Source organism: Streptomyces sp. NPDC056987 (assembly GCF_042673865.1).
Lineage (GTDB): Bacteria > Actinomycetota > Actinomycetes > Streptomycetales > Streptomycetaceae > Streptomyces.
Map to the genome: position 1 here is coordinate 280,717 of NZ_JBHURV010000005.1, position 21,599 is coordinate 302,315.

Below are 21,599 nucleotides of genomic sequence, written 5' to 3' on the forward strand. Positions count from 1 at the left end.
GATCAGCCACCGAACGGCGTGAGACAGGCATCCAGTGCTCTGCGCTGCGCGTCCGGCAGGTGATCACCCAGTGGATCCTCGCGCGGGCTGTGTTCGCCTGCGCAGATCCAGGCACGCTCATCCTCGTCGAACGACCACGGCGCGGCTCCCCACATCGGGTGCCCCTGGAGAAGGCAACGTGCGAGTGCGTCGCCGTCGTCGGGGGCGCCCTGAGCGGTCAGCGCCTCCCGCACCAGAGTGACGGCTTCAGCCGGGATGTTCGTGTCGCCCAAGACGGGTAGCAGGAGAAGTAGCCGTGCGTGCGGGGCGGTGACTCCGTCCCCGCCCTCCGGTGCCGGCAGGAGCGCGGCGAGTTCGGCCCAGCACAGGCCCGGGCCGATCCGGTCCCCATCGGTGCTGGCCAGGACCAGGTCGTTCGTCCACCAGTCGGGGTGGACGATGAAGTAGTCGGTGGAGGCGTACTCCTCACCGCTGTTGTAGTGCACGACGATGCTGTGCCCGCCCGACAGCGGGATCCGGAACGTGGGCCAAGCGGTCTTGCCGCTCAGGCGCTCCAGCATGCCCTCGACGTCCGCCGGGTCAACGCCGAAGGAGCCAACGTGCGAGCCGTCGTACATCTCGACCAGGTGGGCAGCCCAGAACTCCGGCTCTGCCAGCAACGGCAGACCGTCCACCACGGGAGAAGAGGCATACAAGCGCCTTGCCATGACCATAGCCTGATTCTTGCGCTGGATGATTCCGTCTGTTCGACCAACCCCGCGCCAACCCGTGATCAGCTTGACGCGTTGGCATCGTGAGGTGTCTCAGCTGCCACGAGGGTGTGTGGTGCATGTGGCCGCCGGTCTTCGACGGGCGGGCTCCTCGTCGTAGCCGTGTGCGGGGACGAGGAGATGGCCCTTGCGTGTGTACATGAGTTGGTACGTGATCTGGGCTGTGAGCCCCGTGGTCGGCGGCGGTCTCGAGCGTGCGGGATTCCTGGAAGCGAGCGCCGCGCTGTTCATCGCGCTGTGGGGCGGCGGAGGAGCGGTTGCCCAGGCAATCGCCCCTCCGCTGGAATAGGCGGACGGGCCGAGCCGCCAGGAAGCGCAGGGCGGCGCGGCGGCAGTCCGTCGGGGGCTCTGAGAGCGGCGGGGCGAAGTGGTTCCGGGCAGGGGTCTGGTGTCGGTGAACGGCGGGGCGGATCGGCTGGTCTCCTGGGGGTGAGTTGGGCCTGCGGGCCGTACGTCAGCGCACCGTGATGACGGTCTTGCCGCGGGAGTGGCCCTCCTCCATATGGCGTATGCCCTCGGTCGTGTCGGCCAGAGGGTGGGTCCGGCCGATTACGGGGGTGACCTGACCGGCCTCGATGAGCGCGATCACGGCGAGCAGATCGTCTTGGGCCGGACCGCCCGGGGTCGCCGGGATGATCGGGCGCAGGCTGTGCCGGGTGACGGTGTTGACAGCGGCCAGTGCCAGCGTGGAGCCGATTGCCCCGAACACCCGGCCGGGTGAACCGCCGCCGTTGGCCACCAGGATTCCGGTCGGGGTGAGCGCCCGACGCAGTCTCCCGAGCGGCAGGTTGCCCACGTTGTCCAGGATCACGTCGTAGCGAACGTGTCCTTCGGTGAAGTCTTCGCGGGCGTAGTCGATGACGTGCGCCGCGCCGAGCGAGCGCACCATCTCGGTGCCGCCGGCGCTGCACACGCCGGTGACCTCTGCGTCCAGGGCGGTCGCGATCTGTACGGCGAAGGTGCCCACGCCGCCGCCCGCTCCGTTGACCAGCACCCGTTGCCCGGCGCGGACGCCGCCCACCCTCTGGATGCCGCGCAGGGCGGTCACCGCTCCCATCGGCACGGCCGCTGCTTCCTCGAAGGACAGACGCTCTGGCTTGGGCACCAGCAACTCCTGTGCAGTGCATGCGTATTCGGCGAACGCTCCCGGGCAGAAGCCCAGTACCGGGGTGCCGGGCCGGAGCCCTTCCACGCCGGCGCCGACAGCCTCCACCACTCCGGCCGCGTCGATGCCCGCCACACGGTGCTTCGGACGGTTCAGTCCCATGCCGCCCAGCAGCCGCGCGGCGTAAGGGTCGCCGCGCATCATGTGCCAGTCGTAGGGGTTGAGCGCGGCGGCGTGCACACGTACCAGCACCTGGCCGGCCCCGGCCCGGGGCCGGTCGACTTCCCGCAGTCGCAGGATGTCCGGCGGCCCGAACCGCTCCTGGAGCACTGCCTTCATCGCCCTGCCCCCCATATCCCTGGGATCCGTCATGACCGGCACACGTCCGGCGTACGGGTGAGGGCAACGTAGGCGTGGGCGGCACAACCGTCAATGGTCACTGGTGCGATCGCAGCGGCCGATGGTGGTGAGCGCGGTGCTCCTCCAGGTGACCTTCACAGCGGACGCCGGTATCGCCGCCGACGACGAGCGTGTCCTCGGGACGGCTGTGGACCTTCACCAACGCCGTACCCCCCACTGAGCCCTCGAACGCCCGCAAGACTGGGCGACGGGCCCGGTCTGCCGCCTGCCGTTCCGTCGTCCGGTCGCATTGCCACGTCGACGACCGGCGTCCGCGTGCGTGCCGTCATCGGCAGGATGAACATCGCCTGATACGGCTCCTCGGCTTCGGCGTAGTGCTGGTGGTGAGTGTGTCCTTGTGGTGTGGTCCGGTTTTGGTCAGTCCGTGAGGAGTATGCCGGTGAGTTGCCAGAGTGTGAGCCACAGTCCCGCGGTAAGGAACCCTGCCGGCATGGGGGTCACGGCGGCCCCGATCACCACGTACGCGAGTACCGGCTGCGGGGCGTACAGTCTGTCGGGGTGGCGTGGGTCGTAGCGCACTTCGATCCTGCGTGGGTCGCGGCTGAGGATTTTCCCGCTGCCGGTGTAGGTGCGTGCCCGGCCCTCCGCATCGGTGAACCGCCAGATCTCCTTGTTCGCGTTGTTGTGTCCGGCGGAGGTCGCGGCGACCGTGATGCCGTGGCGGCGGGTGGACCAGTACTCACGTACGATGCCGCCGGCCAGTTGCAGATAGCGGCCCGCGGCGAGCAGGAGCAGTGCCCCGAGGATCGGCATGAGCCACTGGCCGGGCTCTCCCGCCGCCGCGACGTACACCACGAGGGCGGCCCAGAGGACCATCGCGCACACGGCCGCCGCGACCGCTCCGAGATGGTGTGTCAGGAACAGCGGCCACGCCGGAGCCGCGGGTGTCTCCTCGTTCACCAGTTCCATACCGTCGCGCGGGGCACGCGGCTCGGGCAGTGCTGAGGTCACTGCCGTGACGAAGGTTTTCACGGCGGCCGGGGAGGAGCGGGTGACCACGAGGACGACGGGATCGCCTGCGGCGCTGGTCAGCTCGATCTCGGCCGTGTCGCCTCTGGCGTCGGCCGCTCGTACCTCCTGGATCGCCCGTACCGGAATGCGCCGGTGGGTGCCGTTCTGTTCCAGCAGGACGGAGCGGTCTTCGAAATGGGCCGTGGTGCCACGGCCTCGCAGGATCAGGGGGAGGTCACGCCGGTATGACCACGCATGGGGCCACAAGGTTGCCCCCGGAACAGCCGTTGATCTCGCCACGGCATCCCCAACGGACCGGAAGCCAAGGGGCCTTCGGCACACCCACGTACCCCCGGCCCCGGCTCCCCGGCCCCGGCTCCATGGCTCCCCGGCAGGACCGGAAGAACCAAGGCGTGCGGGCCGACCGCCTGTCCGCCGTACGCCTCGACGGGTTCTCCGCCAGGCGGAACGCGTCGAGCGCGGTACGCCGGCCGGCGACGAGACAGCCGGTCGCGGCGCCGTTCCCGTACGCGTTCGTACCGACCTGATGGGCGACGTGTCCGCCCTGGTCGATGGTGACCATCCTCGCCCGCTCGCCCGCTCGCCCAACGCATCCCGCCCCCTGCCGGGTGCCCGGCAGGCGGGTCGCGGGGGTCCGGAGGTTGTGGACCATGAGCACGTTGGACGGGCCCCGGGCACTGATCTGTACCTTCGGCTCCACCGGGGCGGCCAGAACGCGCACGGCCGGATGCCGGCCGCGAACGCGCCGTACATCGGGTGACGGGCCCGGTCGGCCTCCACGTTGCGCCGCTGGGTGTGCCCCGGCGTCGGCCACCGTGAATCGCCGCGGATTACGCTGTAGTGCCCGATGGCGAAGCCGCCACGGTCGCTGGTTTCCTCCCCGCCGGGAGGCGAGGACGGTGGCGGCCGGCGTACCGGTGGGCAGGGGCCGGCCCGTGTCCGGGGGGCGTGGCGGATCGCGGCGGTTGCCGGGAAGCAGCTGTCCGTGGCGAGCCGGGTCGGCCGCGGCGAACTCCGCGGAGTCCGGGAAGCGGGTCTCGGCCCCAGGCGCTGCGCGCGCAGCGTCTCCACGTCGTACCTCTCCGGCGGCAGACTGTTCTCCAGTGCGACGTGCTTACCCGGGCCGGGGAACAGGGTGCTGTGGACCGCGCCCGGGTGTGTCCCGTACGACACGCCGTTATAGGGGATCCCCGGCTCACCCGGGGTTGCCCGGATCCGGTCCGTGTCCCGTGCCGGCCGTGGTGATGGAGGGCAGGAGGTCCGCGGTCTCCGACGTGGCGCACGTGGCGCACTGCCGGGCGATGTCCCGTGCGGTCACCGCCTGCCGCGCCGCCTCGGGCGGGCTGTGCAGGGTACGAACGGGATGGTGGTCACCGTGTTCTGCTCGGGTGTCAGGTCGCAGGTCAGCGGCGCGCTCTCACCGATACCTTGTGGGTCGAATCCGATCACGTCGTAGCTGTCCAGGATTTTCTGAGGAAGCGTCAGCGTGATCGGGGCGGCCCGTTCCGGCAGTCTGGGGCCGCCCGGGTTGAGGAACAGCACACCCCGGCGCTTTGGCGGGTTCTTGCTCGCCAGGGGGGGAGATCGGGATCTCGATCGTGTGCTTCTCGGGGTGGTGGTCCGGCGGAACCCCATCGTCGAGCACCGCAGGCCCGTCTCGGTGAGGCACGTGGTCCACCGCGGTGGTGCCGGCGAGGCGGCCTCCGCCGCCGACGCCGCTCCCGCGGGCCCGTAGGTCCCCGTGGTCACTGCTACGACAGCCATGACGGCGAGTGCTGCCAGGATCTCCGCACGGTATCCCCTCTTGCCCCCTTGCCCGTATCGCCCAGCGCGACTGTCTGCAACGCGGATCCGGGACAGCATCGCCGTCCCGGCCCTCACCCGTGCGATCTGTCATAGCTCTTCCGTGACGAACCGCCCCTCTGCCACCGGGTTTTCAGGCGGCCCCGAAACCCCGCGGCCGCAGGGCTGCCCCCTCCCGACGGCGAAGACCGCCGACGGCGAAGACCGGTGAGAACACCGTTGCCGCGCCCGCGGTCACCGGGCTGAGCAGCCCGGGGCCGGCCGGCGGGGCCGTGTTGCGGGCGAAGGCCCGGAACAGATCTGCCCGGATCACGCCCAGCGTGCGCGCCGCGCCGGCCGGTTCGCGTCGGCGGCGGTAGGCAAGTCGCCCCGCACCGGCCTGGGCGAGGGCGGTGGCATCATCGTCGGCCCCGTCGCCCAGTTGCCCGCCTTGACCACGAGCGGCGCGGCCTTCTTCACCGTTGTTCCGGGAGCGGCCGGCCGCTGGTGACGGTGGTGTGGGGGGATTCGTCGACATGGAGGGTGAAGATGTCGGGGCGGGCGTAGTGGCCGGTGGTGTCGAGGTCGAAGCGGGCGCGGGCGAGGTCGTCGAGGTCGAGTACGGCGGTCAGGATGCCCTCGCTGTCGCGCAGCGGCCCGGCCAGGACCTCGCCGAGCGGGGAGACGATGACCGAGCCGCCGCCGATGAGGACCGTGTCGGGTTCGTCTCCCTGGACGGGGCGGAGGTCGGCGGGCAGGGCGTCACGGCGCAGGTACTGGTTGGCGCCGAGGACGAAGCAGCGGCCCTCCAGGGCGATGTGCCGCATGGTGGCCTGCCAGGCGTCGCGGTCGTCGACGGTCGGTGCGCACCACAGGTCCACGCCCTTGGCGTACATCGCGGTGCGGAAGAGCGGCATGTAGTTCTCCCAGCAGATGGCCGCGGCGATCCGGGCGGTGCCGGTGTCGATGACGGGCAGGGTGGAACCGTCGCCCTGGCCCCACAGAAAGCGCTCGGCGGCGGTGGGCATCAGCTTGCGGTGCAGGCCCAGGTAGCCGCCGGGGCCGAAGAAGAGCGCGACGCAGTACAGCGTGCTGCCCCGGCGCTCGACGGCGCCGACCACGGCGTGGCAGCCGAGCTCGCGGGTGACGGCGGCCAGGGCGCCGGTCTCCGGGCCGGGGATCTCGACGGCCGCGGCGTGACAGCGGCGGAACAGGTCGCGGCCGGCCGGGGTGCGGCTTCCGACCGTGACGCCGAAGTCCAGGCCCTTGGGGTAGCCGCCGAGGAACGCCTCGGGGAGCACGACGACCTCGGCACCGCGGCCGGCCGCCTCGCGGAGGAGTTCCTCGGCCCGGGCCACCGCGGCCCGGGTGTCGAAGAGCGGGGCGGACGCCTGGACGACGGCGGCGGTCACGGTACGCAGGGGCCGGGGAGAGGCGGAGGTCATACGTCCGACGGTAGAAACCTCACCCTCATCCGGCAAACTGATCCTCACAATGATCGACATCTATGAAGCCGAATTCCGGAAGGCCGACCTCAACCTGCTGGTCGTCTTCGCCGCCCTGATGCGCGAGCGCAGCGTCACCCGCGCCGCCGCTGCCCTGCACCTCAGCCAGGGCGCGGCCAGCGCCGCCCTCGGCCGGCTGCGCGGACTCTTCGACGACGAACTGTTCACCCGCACCCGCACCGGAGTCGAGCCCACGCCCCGCGCCGTCGAACTGGCCCGCCGTATCGAACCGGCCCTCGGCCTGATCCACGGCGCCGTGACCGACCGGGACCCCTTCGACCCGGCCACCGCCCGGCGCACCTTCACCCTGGGCATGTCCGACGACCTGGAAGCGGTACTGCTGCCCCGCCTGCTGGCCACCACGGCCCAACTGCCCGGCATCCGGCTCGCCGTACGGCAGTCCAGCCGCAACACCGTCGCCGGCCTGATCGACCGCGCGGAGGTGGACCTCGGCGTGGCCGCCGCCCCCGCGCACGGAGCCGACCACCGCGGCCAGGACCTGTTCGACTCCGGCTACACCTGCCTGTTCAACCCCCGCCTCCTGCCCCTCGCCACCCCCCTCACCCTGGACGACTACCTGACCCACCCGCACCTGCTGATCTCCTACGACGGCCGCCGCGGCATCGTCGACGACCTCCTCGAAGCCCGCGGACTCGACCGCCGCGTGATCGCCTCCACCACCCACTTCGCCGGAGCCGCCCTCCAACTCACCACCCTCCCCGCCCTGGCCACCCTCCCCACCCACGCGGCCACCCTCCACGCCGACACCCTGGGCCTGACGACCTCCCCGCCACCCCTGCCGATGCCCGCATACACCGTCCGCTCGATCTGGCACAGCACCGTCACCGACGACCCCGCCCACGGATGGCTGCGCCGCCTCGTCCACGAGGCGGCCCGTACCGGCGATTCCGCAGAACTCCCCGGCTGACAGCACGTCAGCACCACCTCGCACACCCCACGATAAGCCGCACCCCACAATGCGCCGCATCGCCGGCCCGCCGGACATACCACGCCTGCCGGCAGGCACAACGCGCAAAATCCAGGGGCGGTGTGAATCTCCGCAACATCCTGTGCCGCCGCACGGGCCCCACCACCAGGCGGGCGATCAGCCACCCGGCTACCCCGGACAACGACGATCACCACACGGAACGCCCCCTGGAACACGGCCGTCGCGACGAAGAGAGCCACTGCGAGAACGACCGCGCAGAAACCGCTCCTCATCGCCGACGACCGCTCCCCGCGGCTGACAGCCCCACCCGCAACCCCGTACTCCGCACCGAACGGCCCCTGGGCGCTCACCGGGAGAAAGGCTGAAGCACCGCCGCAGCCCACAACCGGCTGCCCCACAGGATCCACGCCGTTCCCGCACCTGAGCACACCGGAAGCGACCTGCGTCTCGCCCGGGCACCGGCCCGGTCGACCAGCACGAGGCCCTCACCCGGCAAGAGGGCCGGTACACCCGCCGATGTGCCGGCTTCGGCGCGCGGAGGGCCGCGACGCCGACGGGGCGCCGTGAGCGCGGGGAGGCCGCCTGAACGGAGGATCTGCCAGCACACTGACGGACCCTCATGCCAGAGTGAGACCTGACAGATCTCCCCCCCTTGTCGCACCGCAGGACAGGAGCAGCCCGGATGGGTTTCTACGACCGCCTGGAGGAGCTGTACGGCCTCCCCGCCCTGACGTTCCCCGCACAGGGCGCAACGACGGTGCTGCCCGCACCCGACGCCGTGGCCTGGCGGATCACCGGCCAACCCGACGCCGTGGCCTGGCGGTTCTCTCAAGGAGAGCCCCTACCCGAGGAGGAGTCCTGGGACGAGGTCTTCGACCGCTTCTGCACCGAGGTCGACACCACACGGGTCCGTGCCCTGATCGTCGGCAACTGGAACGACCCCGATGACACCGATCCCTCCGAGGCAATCACATTACTCTTGGCCGCGCGTGACCGGCTGCCCGCCCTGCGGTCGCTGTTCCTCGGGGACATCGTGGCCGAGGAGTGCGAGATCTCCCGGATCAGCCAGACCGACGTCACACCGCTGCTGGCCGGCTTTCCCGCACTGGAGGAGTTCGGCGTGCGCGCCGGGGAGGGCAACCTCCTGGGAGAAACACTGCGGCTGGAATTCCCCGCCCTGCGCCATGACGCGCTGCGCAGCCTGACCCTGCAAAGCGGCGGCCTGCCGGCGGACGTCGTCCGCGGTGTGGGGGCGAGCGAACTGCCCGCGCTCGAGCACCTCGACCTGTGGCTGGGCACATCGGAGTACGGAGGCGACTGCAAGGCCGCGGACCTGGAGCCGTTCCTCTCCGGCGCCCGGTTCCCCCGGCTGCGGCACCTGGCCCTGCGCAACAGCGAGCTCCAGGACGAGATCGCCGCCGCCATGGCCTCCGCCCCGGTGGTCGCCCGGCTCGAAACACTCGACCTGTCGATGGGCACCCTGAGTGACGACGGCGCCACCGCCCTTCTCACCGGCCAGCCACTCACCCACCTCAAGAAGCTCGACCTGCACCACAACTTCCTGAGCGAACCCTTCCTGCAGCGGATACGCGAGACACTCGAACCCGCAGGCGTCGAGGTGGACATCGACCAGGGCGACGCGGAACAGGACGAGGATGACGACGACACCGCTCGGCGCTATGTCTCCGTGGCGGAGTGAACCCCGCGCAAGCCGCCAAGAAGTCCTTCCAGCACCGAGCCACCGGCCACAGGAGCTGACGAAAGCCGTCGAGGAAGCGCTGCGACAAGACGGTGGAAGCCTGCTCCTGCATGGAGCCCGACAGCGGATCGACGCCGTGGGGGACGCTCAGACGCAGCGCCGGCGTATCCGTCCCAGGGCGCGACGGCCAGGCCCCCGCGCCGCACCCGCCGTCGCCCGGCAGCCGGGACCGAGCCGGAAGTCGCCGGCACTCCGGCGCTGACCTTCGGGTGCCGAGCCCCACCTGGAGGTCAGGCAGGAAGCTCCCGCCGGATGGAGGTATCGCTGTGATTGTCCGACTCGTGGGCGGCCCGCTTGCCGGTCGCGTGCTGAAGACCGCCAGCTTCCCTGGGCCGGGGGTGGATCACGGCCGGTGACCGCCGACTGGGGCCTGCATGTCCCAGTGCACCGTGACCCGGTGACCGGCGTCCTCTTGGCAGAGTGCGATGTGCGGGTTTGGTGTCAGTGGGTGGGCGTCTGGCGGTGCCCGTCATCGTCACCGCCCTGGAACAGCTTACGGAGCACGGCGCCGACGCGGCGGTGTGGCGGCGGCTGGGACGGGCGGGCGAGCAGACGCTGACGGCCGCGCTCGACAACCCCGAAGGCGACGCCCTCTACCGGGACCAGGCCGCCCGCGCCGACGCGGAGCAGGAGCGGCGCCGTGCCGTTGAGCGGGAGGCGCAGCGGCCGGTGTGCAAGCGGTGCGGGAGCAAGTTCACCGACCAGCGCTGGGAGGAGTCCACTGCGCGCGGTGGGGCCTGGACGGCCGGGGACCTGTCCGTGTGCGGCACCTGCCGTGCCGACGACGTCACCCGCGAGGAAGCCGCCGCTGAAGCCGCCCGTCTCCGGGCCGCCGCGTCGCCGGAGCCGGAGGACGACCAGGATCCGGGCAGGGGCCGCGGCTGGTTCCGCCGACGGTTGTTCGGTCTCAACGAAGTTGGTTGACCGCATGCCACTGACCTGCATGAATTGGGTTAGGTGAGACGGGTGGGCCCGGTTTGGAGTCGGCGTCGGTAGAGTGCCGCCGTGCCGTATTTGCCGATGCCGCTCCAACTGGAGACTGTTCGGCTGAGCTTGCGTCCGTGGACCGAGTCCGACGTTGACGCCGTCCGGAACCGCGCCCGGCTGGTCCGCGCCCTCTATGAACGCCTGGACCGTCTGGAAGCTGCGCTCACGACTCGGGCCGTCTGACCTCCCGGCGCGAAGCCCTCGTCTGTCAGGAGGCGGCCGGGCCGGGCTGAACCGGCGGGGCAAGCCCAAAGGGAGCCTGGGTAAGCCGTCCTGAACGATGGTTTGCCCACCTCGCCTTGACGCGCTGAGGTGGTGCCCGCCCTGCCGGACGTCCCGGCCGGGCTCGCGAGGGAGGTACCCGGTGGAGCTTCAAGACGGGGGAGACGGTGGTGCGGCGCGACGTGCACAGGCTCCGGGCGGGTGTGGAGCGCGCAGGCGCTGCGGGTGATCGCCGATACCGGGGAGGCGTTGGTGACCGCCTGCGCGCCGGGGGCTCAGACGCTGTGGCCGTCGCTGTACGCCAAAGCCCGCGCCGACGGCGACCGTACGGTGCGCACCGAGGCGTTCGACGCGATGGCGACGGGTCAGTGGAAGCTGGCGCCCGGGGTGTGGCAGGAGACGGAGCTGCTGCTGTGGAAGCCGCCGGCGGCGTGGTTCAGCATCAACGCCTTCTACACGGCGGCCGGGCTGAGGAACTGGTACGTCAACTTCGAGCGCCCCGCCCGCCGTACCGAGTCGGGGTTCGACACCTTCGACCTGACCGTCGACCTTGTCATCGGCCCCGACCTGAGCACCCTCACATGGAAGGACGAAGACGGGTACGCCCACGTCCGGCGCCTGGGCATCGTCACCGACACCGAGCATGAGGCGGTAGAGCTCGCCCGCGCCCAGGTCCTCGCCCTGACGAGCAGGCCGGGCCGTTCGCGGACGCCGAACGGTGGGCATCCTGGCGCTGGAACCCGGCCTGGCCGCCGCCGCGCCTGCCCCGGCGAGAGGAAGCCGGCCTCGGAGCGGCGGCAGCGAGCCGGTGAAACGGCGCGTTTGGCCGACGCCGCCCGCACGACCGACCGCGAACTCATGGCCCAGCTCAACCGCGACCCGACTCGGCGGCCCTGAAAGCGCAGGTCAGGCCCCTAACCACATGCCCCCTGATCCACTACGGCATCATTGCGGACCAGGGCAGTCGGTCGAGGGGAGCGCACGCCATGAGGTTCATCGTCCACAACGATCCAGCCGGACGCTCCACGAACAACTACATCGCACGGGCTGACCTGGCCCCCTTCGGCATGGACGGCCAGGTCGAACAGCTCTGGCTCAAGTCAGCGAACGACGACGGAAGCTACGAGGTAGCTTGCATTCCGTTCTTCACCTATGGTCTCGCCCTGGGCGACACCGTCCTGCTGACCGACGACGACTACGTCAGCGAGGTGGTTGAGACCGCCGGGCATCGAACCCTCCGGCTGCTTTTCATCCCGGACCTGTCGACCGCCGATCTTCAGCAAGCAGCCGACCGGATCAAGGCTGAGCTCCTTGCCGCGGGGCTCTTGAGTGAATGGAGCGGTGAGCGCTTCATCGCAGTCGACATTCCTACGGGCGTCGACGTGTCCGGACTGATCGCGGTGATGGAAGATGTGGTGAACAAGGGCCAGGCGTTCTGGGAATGGGCAGCCAGTCAGCCGTTCTGCGCCCAGTCCTGACGCGTCCCAGCCTCAACCGATACGCCGGGGAGCGATGCCCAGGATGAGCCTCTCCAGAGCCTCCTGGGCTGGGCCGAACGTCGCCACCCAGGTCTCGATCAGATAGATCTCGCTGGTCTCGTCGATGCCGAGAAAGAACCGGCCCCCATCGAGCTCGCCGATGGGGAAGATGTCCCGCCTGACTGTCGCGCTCCAGTCCGCGAACCGGTCTTCCTCGACCACCGCCAGCTCGGGAGCGAAGTGGAATCGCGTCTTCGTGACATCGATGCCGGGCCCGCTGATCCACACGTCCAAGCCACCGAACTCGGACAAGAAGAGTTCGGCTGCCTCGTGCATGCGAACCAGTCCCGTTGCCTCCAGCATCTCGCGCCACGGTTGGACCGGAACACGTCTCCCTGGCCACCATCCAACCGCAGGCAACGTCTCCTCAACCGCGCCGGCTTCGCGCAACGGGGCGGCCTCCGCCTCTACCCATGCCTGATCGACGGGCACGTTCTCCGGCCAGCCCGGACGCCACCGCGCCTGCCACTCGTCGAAGTCCTCGCGCAAGAACTGCCGGTCCACTGGTTTGAGCCGCACCTGAGGCCGCTTATCAGCCCACCAGACCTCGAATTCCGCCACAGTTCCCACTGCCGGCCACCGATGCGCGTCCTCCGGAAGCAGCAGCACGTCGACGAACCCCCGACCGGCAAGCCGACGTCGACGAAGAGCCCGGTTGCGCCCGGAGTCGGTACCGCGGTCACTGTCCCAGAAAGCCTCTGCCCCAACTGCAGGTCTCTTCGGACCCGGATCCACTCTTCGACGCTGACCACGCGTCCCATCCTCGCAAGGGAAGCCGGACGGAGCGGGTGCTGCTGACCTACGAGCATGTCCGCGCCTACGAGCTGCCTGCGACCGAGGGCAGCACGGCGACCCGCGCTGGCCCGGCTTCGCCCGCCGCTACGGCTTCGACCCCCGCCGTCCGGTGCAGTGGGAGGTGGAGGCGCTGGAGCCGGCCGAGCTCCCAGCTGCGGGTTTGCCGGTCAGGGCGAACGATCGGTCTTCGCCTGGCAGATCGCCCGCGAGGGTGAGTAACGCCGTGCCCTGACCGCGTTTCTGGACGGCTGGAGCACGGCGGCACCGCGGGCGGGGGAGAGCCGTCGTAGCGCTGTACGGGCGCCCCCTGGCTCAGGCGGGCGCTGGCTCAGGATGCAGCGACGCGAGCGGAGAGCGCCGGCTCTTCTCCACTGCGCGCAGCGGTTCCCGGTCGACGTCGGGGTGGGTGGGGATGACCGTGTCGACGGAGGCCCGTGGTGCAGAGCGCGACGTCGACGGCTCCGGCCCGGCTGGTGCCGAAGCGGACCTCGATCGTCTGCGGGGAGCGGAGCCGGCCGGGCCGGGCTATGTGGTCGAAGTCGGCTTTACCGAGTCTCGGAGTGTCTGGACCGGTGCTGACCTGGACTGATGCGTCGCGTAGGTGTCCGTGACATGAGAGTCTTCCGTGTCGGCTGCCTCAACCTCACGATCAGGACGGTCAGCGGCCAGGCACGAGGCGAACAGGTAACGCGGGCGATTGGTCCGCCAGGACACGTTCCAAGGATTGTTGGCCCATCCGGCTCATGGCCGGGTTGCTTTCGACGTAGTACCAGACCAACCCCATCGCTTGAACGAAAGTCCACGCCTTGCCTCGCTGCCATTCAAGGTCGTCGCAACCCAGGTGATCGCGGAGCGCCTGTCGCGGCCCGGCCTCAAGCAAATGCCACGCGCTCACGAGATCCAGAGAAGGGTCAGCAGGCCCGAAGCCGCCAATGTCAAGAATCCCTGTGATCCGGCCGGCGGACACGAGTACGTTGCCAGGAATCAGATCACCGTGGGCCATGACGTCCTCAGCTGCACCTCGCGGCAGATCGCGCAATGTTGCCCAGACGCGACGAAGCCGGGGGACGTCCAGGAGTTGCTCACTGTGCCTGAAACAGGTTTCCATCCACGCGTCATGGGATTGAAGCTCGCCTCCTCGACCTGTGCCGGCAAATGTGCGGCCACGCGTGTCGATCGCGCGTAGGTCGCCGATGAAATCGGCCAGTTCGCGGGCGAAAGTGTACGATTCGCTTGGGTCCTCGTTGACGGCCGCGATTCCGGGCAGCCATGTCTGGACCGACCACGGAAGCGGGTAGCCTGCCCCGGGTTCACCAAGCGCGACCGGCTCGGGCGTGGGGCAACGCGTTCGGCCTGCCAGCTCGCGAGCCGCTTCCGCTTCGGCCTTCAGCCGGCGCCGCGTCGACTCGACGTCTGCGGACTCAAGAGGGAATCGAGCTGCGAGCCGGTCGCCAATGCGGAAGATGGCGTTGACCGTGCCCTGTGCAGTGATGCGCCTGACGGGCAGGCTCCGCCATTCAGGAAACTGCTGATCTACCAGCGTGCGCACTGTCTCAGGTGACACCGTCAGCTGGTTAGGGTGCATCTTCATGGTGGAAGCATCCGCGTCACGATCTTCACCTGCAACCCGCTTTTTCTTCGTGCAACCTGACCGTTGCGTCGAGGGCAGCCTTGAGTCTGTCGGCGTGGATGGAGAGAGCCGCGCTGAGCGATTCGGCGGCCGGACTGAAAGGACCTGGTCGACAGCCTGGGTACATAGGTGGAAGAAGTGCTGGAGCCGGCCGAACTCCAGCGCCTGGCCCTCGCCGCCGTCCACCCGGCCAGCCGGCGGATGATGACCGCCGACCTGCGCGCGCTGCACCCGGGCCCGAGTACGGGACGCGGTTCAGTGGCAGTTGCCCCTCGGGCCGGTACGGGCCGCTGGAGGCTGGCTGCACTGACGGCGAACGCGACTCGGTCCGCGCGTACGCCTGCCGGAAGTAGACCGCCTCCCGGCAGGCGTGTGCCGACGTCTGATGGCGGGGGAGGGCGGTGGTCAGGTGTCGCTGCGGGGGGCGTGCTCGAAGAACCGGTGGACGGTGCTGACGGGGATCTCCCGGACGCCCGTGTAGCGGCGGGGCAGCGGATCGTTGGTGGCGGCGATGACCTGGCAGGCGTAGCCGTCGGCGGACGTGTCGGAAGCGACGTCGATGAGGGTGTCGATGAGGCGGTGTCCGGTCGCCTGATCGACAGCTCCGAGGTCAGCGAGGGGTGAGTCGATGATGAGCAACGGCGGAACCCGAACCGAGGGGTCGATGCGGCCGAGGTCGCGCAGGGACAGCAGCGCCGCGACGTTGGTGATGACCCTGGGGCTTCCCATGCTTGCTCTCCCAGGTCAGGCGGATGCGAGCCCGTCACATCCGCGTCACGTGACTGGACGCGGTGCTCACCCGAGGGGGTAGATGTCGCGGTCGAAGGCAAGGCGGAACTCCGGAAAGCGTTCCCGCTTCGGATCCAGCAGATCGATCAGTGTGACCAACTGCGTCTGCAGGTCCTGCAGCCGGGTGATAGCCGGAGCGGTGTCCGCAGCCAGCCGGTCCATGTCCGCAAGGAGGACGGAGAACCATTCGGCGAAGTCGTTGTCATGCTCCAGTTTCGTGCAGAACTCCGCGTAGCCCAGACATCGACGTCGCCCCGGCTCACCGTCGGGATGAATCATCAGTTCGCCGATAGCCCGCTGCTGGACACGGAACAGGCGCAGCTCGTTGCTCACCGTGTCGATCCTGGCCAGGCTCGCGCCGATCCGTGAAATTTGCAGCATGATCTGCGTGTTGACGCGGCTCCGGCCAAGGTCGAGGAACTGGATGTCACGACGCAGGATCTCCACCCAGCCCAGATATTCGGCGAGCACGAAGACCGTGCTGCGCCGCACGAAGTGAGCCTCGTGATCGGTGCCCCGTGTGAGGAAAGACGTGAGGAAGCCGAAGCCGAGGGAGGGGCTCGTGTCGACAACGTGACCACGCAGGATGTTGTAGAGCCTGGTCTGCAGATCGAACGAGGCCCATGCCAGGGAGGCCCCGTACCGGTCCATGTAATTGTGTTGCTCCCATGACCGCAGGCGGCGTTGCTGCCAATAGCTGAAGAGCGCGGCAACCGCCGCACCGCAGACGGCGGCGATCGCCGAGACCAATGACAACGAGTCCATGCATCTCCCCCGGGAATGATGCCATCAGGCACCGCCAGGTTATGGGACAACCCTGTCCACGTTCCATGGTGCGAACCGCGCAGGAGCCGGCTGGTCGGACCGGTTCGCGGCGTAGGGCGGCACATCGGCACGCAGTACGGCCGGGGCCGCCCCGCGCAGGGCCCCGGCAGCGCGTCGGCCGCCGTGTCCGGTGGCATCGTGGCGTTCATGGAGCCGCCGCTGAAGTGGATCTTCTCCGTGAAGGGGAGGACAGGCGTCGGGCCGTAAGTGCGCCGTCTTCCAGATCCGGTTCACTGAGGCCGGCCGAAGAGGGGGACGTCGGTGGGTGCCATGTCGGTGCGGACCCGTAGCAGCCGGACCGGGTGGCGCCACCGGCCGGAGGGTTCCAGGGAGACGTCCACGGCGACCTCTACGACGACGTCCGGTTCGACGAGCCGCACGGTCAGGCGCTCGCGCGACCCCCACGCGACGCTGAAGGTCCGGCCGGTCCAGGGGTGGCCGCTCTCCGCGTGCCGGAGACCGGCGGCAAGGGCGCGTCGTGCGGGGGCGGAGAGCACGGTGGTGCGGCCGGCGTAGCGGAGGCGGCCGTCGCTGTCGAAGCGTCCGAGCAGGGCGGTGACAGGCGCGCTCGTCGTGCAGGACACCGCGCCGATGACGGCCTCGGTGGTGTGCCGCATCCGGTACTTGAGCCATCCCCGGCCGTTCGGGACGTAGCGCTGGTCCAGCCGTTTGAAGACCAGCCCCTCCATACCGGCCGCCGACCACTGGAGCCAGCCGGTGGCCTCCCGCGGGTCGGTCGTGGACGGACACAGTGTCCACGGCGGCTGAAGATCCCGGTCCGCGAAGAGCCGCTCCAGCGCCTTGCGGCGGCTCCGGTAGGGACGGGCGGTCAGATCGTCGTCTCCCTGACGCAGCAGGTCGAAGGCCACGAAGTGGGCGGGCCACTGCTGCGCGGCCCGGGCCGCGGATACGGCCGTACGGTGGGCGCGCTGCTGGAGGCGTTCGAAGGCCAGGCGCCCGTTCTCCCACACCACCAGCTCGCCGTCCAGCACGATGTCACCGGGCAACCGCCGTACCGCCGCTGCGGCGATGTCGGGGAACGCGGCTGTCAGGTCGCCGCCAGTGCGGGAGCCGACGACTACACGGCCGTCGGCCCATCGGCCGATGAGTGACCGGTACCCGTCCCACTTCGGCTCCGCGGCCCAGTCCGGCGGGAGGGCCGGATCCGCGACGGGCACAGCGAGCATCGGGCGGGGCAGCGACCAAGTCGACATGGACGACGTGTTCCACTCCGGGTCGGCGCGGGATCCGTGCCGTTGCCCCTCAGCCTTCGGGCCAGGTCGGTCACCGCTTGCGACGCGGCCGTGCTGGTAGCCGGCCGGCCGCGTTCGACGCCGAAGCGTACGAGCAGCGCAACGGGGTCGAACGCTGACCAGTGGCGCGGCCTGGCCATGCGAACCGACAGGTTCGCCATTGTGTACCAGGCCGCACTCCACCTTGCCGCCGTCCTCATCTGGCGCCGCAGATGACCGAGGTTCCAGACCTCAGTCCACCACCTGCACCTGCGTGCAGACTCTGGGGTGACCAGAGGGGCGGCGTGTGCTTTTACCGGTTGAGGACCTGCTCGACCTTGTCGGCCACTTGCTTGGCCTGGATGTCCCGGCCTCTCTCATTGGGGTGCAGGTACCACGGGAGTTTCCGGCCGAGGAGCTCGACCTGGGAGGGCTCCAGCAGGCCGCCGATACCCCGGTTGGCGCCGTCGCACGCCGTGTTGGCGCTGGCGTGGGCGTAGAGGTCCACGAAGTCGGCGCCGGCGTCTGCGACGGCCTTCTTCATGACGTCGTCCAGCCGTTTCTGGACCTGGTCCAGGAACGGCAGGGCGTCCTTGGGGATGTCGGCGAGCGGCAGCTCCGTCTGACCGGGCGCCGGGGTCAGGCACTTGTTCGTGTCCGCAGGCACGAGCCTGGGGTAGCCGACCAGGACGCGCTTGGCGTCGGGAGAGAAGTACGCGATGCGTTCGAGCAGTTCCTCCAGGTCCCATCCGGCCCGCTCGAACCGGTCGTCCAGCCACTCCTTCCCGTCCCCGGACGCGAAGAACTCGCGGCACTTTGCGGCCGGCACGTCCTCGTCCACCGGTGTTCCCGGCAGCAGAACCCCGTCGTCGCCGCGGAGCTTGGCGGAACACTGCTTCAGAATGCGGTTGAAGCCCACCGTGTTGCCGCCCATGCTGCCTACGGCCAGCTGGGTGTCGTACTTGAGCGCGTCCTGCTGCGGGGGGAGCTCTCCGAGGCCGAAGGGCAGCTCCTGCTTCTCCCAGAAGTGATGGGTGAGCGCGCCTCCGCAAGAGACGTCCGACTGGACGTCGAGCGTGACGCCCTTGTCCGCGAGGCGCCGGGTGGCGACGGCGGGATAGTTGTCCTTCGCCTGGAAGCAGAAGAACCTTTCGCTGCCCTCGTGGTTGACGGGAGCGATGCCGTAGTTGGCGGTGTAGGAGTCGCCGAAGAAGACCGTCGGCACGGGGGCGGCGGGCGCCGCGCCGGCGCTTGCTGCCGGGCCTGCGAGTGTGAGGCAGCTGCCCAACGCGACGGCCGCGGCGGCCAGCCCCCGTACTACCGGAGTTTTCATCGTCTTACGCACGGCCGAAGACATGGCTGTGCCCTTCATCTAGGCCCACGAGGGAAGAGGAACACTCAGAACGCTCCGTATTTACTCACATACGGAAAGCGACATTCCAGTCGACGTCACCCGTCCCGGCCCATCACCCCGTCGATGGGTGGTTCTTCATGGAGCCGCCGTCTGTCCACCGCTTCTGCCGTCTAGCTGCGGGTCTCCTGCGCGACGTTCTGGAGATAGGTGTCTTCATCCGGGCGTCGGCTCAGGTCTTCGTAGAGACGTGCTTTCACTCCGGCCTGTCCGGGGTTGCGGCGTACGGGGCGGGGGCCCGAGGTGGCCCACAGCCGGTCCAGGGTCATGGCCGCGTGCGCGGTGGCCTCGTCAGCGGCGGTGATGTCGATGACGAGGAGACCGGGGGCGGAGACATGCTGTCCGTCGGGGGAGTCCATGGCCCCACCGACGTCTGCCGCAGGGTGCCCGGTTCGCCGGATGAGCGTTCTTCACCCAGCCGAGCGACCGACCCCGGGCTGGCCGGCTCGCCGCGCCTCTGCGCCCCGCCCGGGCAAGCCCAAGGCGATCCTGGGCAAGCCGGCATGTCGGTGGCGGCTGGAAGGCTGGTCGGTCTGCGGCGAAGCCGCTGTGGCGGGCGCGCCCCCCGGCCCGTACGCACGCAGTAGCTCCTGAATGCGCTCGCGGTGCTGAGGGTCCGTCGGCCTGGTCGGTAGACCCTGACCTGTCCATGGTCATCCGAGGGCGTTCCAGAACGTGCAGTGGTGGCGGGGCTGTGCCGTGCGGGTAGGGACGATGTGGTCCGGTGCCAGGGACAGCACCGTCTGCCGGGACCAGTGAGGGGTCGACGGGCCGTTGGGGTCGGCGGTCCGGGCGAAGCGGGCCCAGTAGTCGATCATGATGCCGGCCAGCCGGTGCTGTGCCGCGGTCAGGTCGCGGGGGCGGCCGCCCAGGTCGAACAAGTAAGGGAGTTCGCTCGCGTGGGGCGCGCCGAGCGGGAACGGCGGTGTGCCCGGGGTGAGCGGCGGGGCGTGCTCGTCGGCGAACTCGTAGCGCCAGAGGGGCACATGGGCAGCGAGCAGGCTGTCGGTGCGCGTTGTTGGGCAGGCGAAGTCGGCGTCGCCGATGACCGCGCCGAACACGGGTCCGCCGTCGGTGCGGTGTACCGGGTACTCGCGGACGATCGCCTTCGCCTGCCCCGGGGAGGGGAAGAAGGCGGCTACGACGTCGGGCCAGGTGTCGGGGGTGATGGGATGGCCGGCCTGGATGATCCCGGCAGCCCAGCCGTTGCCCTCGTCGTGGTTGTTGCCGATGAGCACGGGGACGTGGTGGAAACGGTCGGCGGCGATGGCCGTTGCTGGGTCGAGGGGCAGCAACGGCGTGGTGTACGCGGGCTGTTGATCGGTGTTCTGAAACGCGAGCAGACGCGAGACCTCCACACGCCGCAGGCAGGCCATCACATCGGGGGCAGAGCCGCAGCCAACCTTCGCCGCGAGACCCGCGCCCGCGGCGCGCGCCGCGGACAGGGGGACGGAGGAAGGGGCGAACGGCCGGTCGAGGCGGCCTGTGCACGGGCCGCTCTCGATGATCGCCCGGTCGAAGAGCCTCGCGGCGGCGGGTGAGGCGAGCTGGGCGCAGACGCTGTAGCCGCCCGCCGACTCGCCGGCCAGCGTCACGTTGCGCGCGTCGCCGCCGAAGGCGCGGATCTCGGCGCGGACCCAGCGCAGTGCCGCCTGCTGGTCGGCCAGGCCGAAGGTGCCGGAGCCGGGCAGAGCGCTGTGTGCGAGAAAACCGAGGGCGCCGAGGCGGTAGTTGACAGTGACGACCACGACGTCGCCGCGGGTGGCCATGCGGTGGGCGTCGTAGGAGCTGCCCGCTCCGGTGGTGAAGCCTCCGCCGTGCAGCCATACGATCACCGGCCGGGGGCGTGCGGGTCGTGCGTCGTCGGGCGTGGTGACGTTCAGGTGGAGACAGTCCTCGTCGGTGCTGCCTCCGGGCACCTCTCCGGCCGACTGCGGGCAGGCGCTCGCGGGCCGGGTCGCGTCCCGTACCCCGGGCCAGGGGGCCGGGCGACGCGGCGGCTCCCAGCGCAGCCTGCCGACCGGGGGAGCCGCGTAGAGGATGCCCTCGAAGGTGCGGTAGCCGTTGTGGGCGGCGCCCCGCACCGCGCCGTCGTGGATACGTACCGTCGTGGCGGGAGGCCGGACGGGATGGGTCGGTGGCGCTGGGGACCAGGCCGTCGCGAGCACGGCGGTCAAGGCGCAGCCCAGGATGGTCAGGACGCGGTGCATGCTCATGGTCTCCCCGTTCGGTCAGCTGCCGCCCATACCGCCCTGCGCGGCGATCATGGTCGTCGACAGTGTGCGTACCGCTTTCTCCAGGCCCGGCGCGTAAGTGGCGAGACGCCCCGTGCAGGCGTCGATACGGCCCCGGAAGGTCTTGTGGTCCTGCCGTGAGACAACCGACCGGATGCCGCCCGCCGCGGCCAGTGCCAGGAGCGCGGCGTCGGCGGCGGGAAGCTCGGTCACGGGACCGTCCCCGTGCAGTGCCACGGACACGCGGGCCCGCAGTGCGGCAGGCACGGCGCGGTCGTTCACGGTCAGCCGCCGGGTGAAGAAGCGGGTGCGGGGCGTCTTCACCGTGAGAACTCCCGCCGCGGCGAGCCGGTCTTCCACCTGGGTCAGGGTCTGCTTGCGGTGGCGGCGCACGAGGCGCTTCCAACCGTGCCCGGCGGCAGCATCGCTGAGCACGCCGTCCAGAACCGGGTCACCGGTCGGTTGTGCGCCGGACACAGTGACCGTTCCCCCACGGTCCTCCTCCAGCCGGCCGCGCAACGCGAGATCGATCAGGGCGGCGGTACGGACCAGCAGCTCCGTGCGGGAACGGTTGTAAGGGCCTTTGGCCGCGTCGTCGTAGGCGAGCAGATACATGAGGCAGGCCAGGTCGTCGTTCACACCTCGACGCTATCTCCGGGCACACTGGCCACGGA

The 21,599-nt window shown here is 70.0% G+C and carries 21 protein-coding genes and 2 pseudogenes; 9 read left to right on the forward strand and 14 right to left on the reverse strand.

Translation table 11 applies throughout. From position 1 onward, the window contains the following. Nucleotides 1–2 precede the first annotated feature (2 nt). On the reverse strand, nt 3–713 hold the full coding sequence (locus ACFTZC_RS08895) for a hypothetical protein (RefSeq protein WP_382888076.1): 711 nt from the start codon (nt 711–713) through the stop codon (nt 3–5). A 95-nt stretch (nt 714–808) separates the two neighbouring features. Between ACFTZC_RS08895 and ACFTZC_RS08900 the strand changes: the two are divergent. Then, a pseudogene (locus tag ACFTZC_RS08900) lies at nt 809–1,059 on the forward strand (NADP oxidoreductase); the annotation flags it as partial. 165 nt (nt 1,060–1,224) lie between these two features. Here the strand turns inward: ACFTZC_RS08900 and ACFTZC_RS08905 are convergent. Continuing rightward, a complete protein-coding gene (locus ACFTZC_RS08905) occupies nt 1,225–2,214 on the reverse strand; it encodes an NAD(P)-dependent alcohol dehydrogenase (RefSeq protein WP_382888078.1) in 990 nt (329 codons plus the stop codon). A 438-nt stretch (nt 2,215–2,652) separates the two neighbouring features. Next, nucleotides 2,653–3,513, reverse strand: a complete 861-nt coding sequence (locus ACFTZC_RS08910) for a hypothetical protein (RefSeq protein ID WP_382888079.1) — start codon at nt 3,511–3,513, stop codon at nt 2,653–2,655. A 146-nt stretch (nt 3,514–3,659) separates the two neighbouring features. Between ACFTZC_RS08910 and ACFTZC_RS08915 the strand changes: the two genes are divergently transcribed. Continuing rightward, nucleotides 3,660–3,794: a hypothetical protein gene (locus ACFTZC_RS08915; protein WP_382888080.1), complete on the forward strand. Its 135-nt coding sequence runs from the start codon at nt 3,660–3,662 to the stop codon at nt 3,792–3,794. 787 nt (nt 3,795–4,581) lie between these two features. Here ACFTZC_RS08915 and ACFTZC_RS08920 read toward each other — a convergent pair. Together ACFTZC_RS08920 and ACFTZC_RS08925 are read right to left on the reverse strand one after the other, a co-directional pair. Continuing rightward, the gene (locus ACFTZC_RS08920; RefSeq protein WP_382888081.1) at nt 4,582–4,809 is read right to left on the reverse strand and encodes a hypothetical protein; all 228 of its coding nucleotides are present in this window, start codon (nt 4,807–4,809) and stop codon (nt 4,582–4,584) included. A 716-nt stretch (nt 4,810–5,525) separates the two neighbouring features. Then, nucleotides 5,526–6,494 carry a nitrilase-related carbon-nitrogen hydrolase gene (locus tag ACFTZC_RS08925; RefSeq protein ID WP_382888082.1) on the reverse strand — a complete coding sequence of 323 codons (969 nt, stop codon included), beginning with the start codon at nt 6,492–6,494 and terminating at the stop codon, nt 5,526–5,528. Between the two features lie 49 nt (nt 6,495–6,543). Here ACFTZC_RS08925 and ACFTZC_RS08930 point away from each other — a divergent pair, with 49 nt between their 5' ends. The 5 genes from ACFTZC_RS08930 to ACFTZC_RS08950 all read left to right on the forward strand — a co-directional run bounded on the left by ACFTZC_RS08930 (nt 6,544) and on the right by ACFTZC_RS08950 (nt 11,949). Beyond that, entirely contained in the window at nt 6,544–7,482 is a 939-nt protein-coding gene (locus ACFTZC_RS08930) for a LysR substrate-binding domain-containing protein (protein ID WP_382888083.1), read from the forward strand. A 703-nt stretch (nt 7,483–8,185) separates the two neighbouring features. Then, entirely contained in the window at nt 8,186–9,202 is a 1,017-nt protein-coding gene (locus tag ACFTZC_RS08935) for an STM4015 family protein (RefSeq protein ID WP_382888084.1), read from the forward strand. 504 nt (nt 9,203–9,706) lie between these two features. Beyond that, nucleotides 9,707–10,186 carry a hypothetical protein gene (locus ACFTZC_RS08940; protein ID WP_382888085.1) on the forward strand — a complete coding sequence of 160 codons (480 nt, stop codon included), beginning with the start codon at nt 9,707–9,709 and terminating at the stop codon, nt 10,184–10,186. Between the two features lie 486 nt (nt 10,187–10,672). Next, nucleotides 10,673–11,368, forward strand: coding sequence for a DUF402 domain-containing protein (locus tag ACFTZC_RS08945; RefSeq protein WP_382888086.1), 696 nt, complete (start codon nt 10,673–10,675; stop codon nt 11,366–11,368). Nucleotides 11,369–11,457: 89 nt separating this feature from the next. Further along, on the forward strand, nt 11,458–11,949 hold the full coding sequence (locus ACFTZC_RS08950) for a DUF4265 domain-containing protein (protein ID WP_382888087.1): 492 nt from the start codon (nt 11,458–11,460) through the stop codon (nt 11,947–11,949). A 12-nt stretch (nt 11,950–11,961) separates the two neighbouring features. On the opposite strand, the gene ACFTZC_RS08955 is transcribed toward ACFTZC_RS08950, so the two are convergent. Beyond that, nucleotides 11,962–12,570: an SUKH-3 domain-containing protein gene (locus tag ACFTZC_RS08955; RefSeq protein WP_382888088.1), complete on the reverse strand. Its 609-nt coding sequence runs from the start codon at nt 12,568–12,570 to the stop codon at nt 11,962–11,964. A gap of 646 nt (nt 12,571–13,216) precedes the next feature. Here ACFTZC_RS08955 and ACFTZC_RS08960 point away from each other — a divergent pair. Further along, nucleotides 13,217–13,393 (forward strand): hypothetical protein, encoded by a 177-nt coding sequence (locus tag ACFTZC_RS08960; RefSeq protein WP_382888089.1) that lies wholly within the window; start codon nt 13,217–13,219, stop codon nt 13,391–13,393. A 69-nt stretch (nt 13,394–13,462) separates the two neighbouring features. On the opposite strand, the gene ACFTZC_RS08965 is transcribed toward ACFTZC_RS08960, so the two are convergent. The 4 genes from ACFTZC_RS08965 to ACFTZC_RS08980 all read right to left on the reverse strand — a co-directional run bounded on the left by ACFTZC_RS08965 (nt 13,463) and on the right by ACFTZC_RS08980 (nt 17,262). After that, nucleotides 13,463–14,665 (reverse strand): aminoglycoside phosphotransferase family protein, encoded by a 1,203-nt coding sequence (locus ACFTZC_RS08965; RefSeq protein ID WP_382888090.1) that lies wholly within the window; start codon nt 14,663–14,665, stop codon nt 13,463–13,465. 174 nt (nt 14,666–14,839) lie between these two features. Beyond that, on the reverse strand, nt 14,840–15,163 hold the full coding sequence (locus ACFTZC_RS08970) for a hypothetical protein (RefSeq protein WP_382888091.1): 324 nt from the start codon (nt 15,161–15,163) through the stop codon (nt 14,840–14,842). Between the two features lie 66 nt (nt 15,164–15,229). Next, nucleotides 15,230–15,988, reverse strand: a complete 759-nt coding sequence (locus ACFTZC_RS08975; RefSeq protein ID WP_382888092.1) for a hypothetical protein — start codon at nt 15,986–15,988, stop codon at nt 15,230–15,232. Nucleotides 15,989–16,278: 290 nt separating this feature from the next. Continuing rightward, nucleotides 16,279–17,262, reverse strand: a complete 984-nt coding sequence (locus ACFTZC_RS08980) for an ATP-dependent DNA ligase (protein ID WP_382888093.1) — start codon at nt 17,260–17,262, stop codon at nt 16,279–16,281. A 23-nt stretch (nt 17,263–17,285) separates the two neighbouring features. Here ACFTZC_RS08980 and ACFTZC_RS08985 point away from each other — a divergent pair. Next, nucleotides 17,286–17,517: pseudogene (locus ACFTZC_RS08985) on the forward strand (IS5/IS1182 family transposase); the annotation flags it as partial. Nucleotides 17,518–17,593: 76 nt separating this feature from the next. Here ACFTZC_RS08985 and ACFTZC_RS08990 read toward each other — a convergent pair. From ACFTZC_RS08990 to ACFTZC_RS09005, 4 genes are all read right to left on the reverse strand, one after another. Then, the gene (locus ACFTZC_RS08990; RefSeq protein ID WP_382888094.1) at nt 17,594–18,613 is read right to left on the reverse strand and encodes an SGNH/GDSL hydrolase family protein; all 1,020 of its coding nucleotides are present in this window, start codon (nt 18,611–18,613) and stop codon (nt 17,594–17,596) included. A gap of 191 nt (nt 18,614–18,804) precedes the next feature. Beyond that, nucleotides 18,805–19,050 carry a DUF6207 family protein gene (locus tag ACFTZC_RS08995; RefSeq protein ID WP_382888095.1) on the reverse strand — a complete coding sequence of 82 codons (246 nt, stop codon included), beginning with the start codon at nt 19,048–19,050 and terminating at the stop codon, nt 18,805–18,807. Between the two features lie 294 nt (nt 19,051–19,344). After that, nucleotides 19,345–20,907, reverse strand: coding sequence for a carboxylesterase/lipase family protein (locus ACFTZC_RS09000; RefSeq protein ID WP_382888096.1), 1,563 nt, complete (start codon nt 20,905–20,907; stop codon nt 19,345–19,347). A gap of 15 nt (nt 20,908–20,922) precedes the next feature. Continuing rightward, on the reverse strand, nt 20,923–21,564 hold the full coding sequence (locus ACFTZC_RS09005; RefSeq protein ID WP_382888097.1) for a GPP34 family phosphoprotein: 642 nt from the start codon (nt 21,562–21,564) through the stop codon (nt 20,923–20,925). Nucleotides 21,565–21,599: the final 35 nt, after the last annotated feature.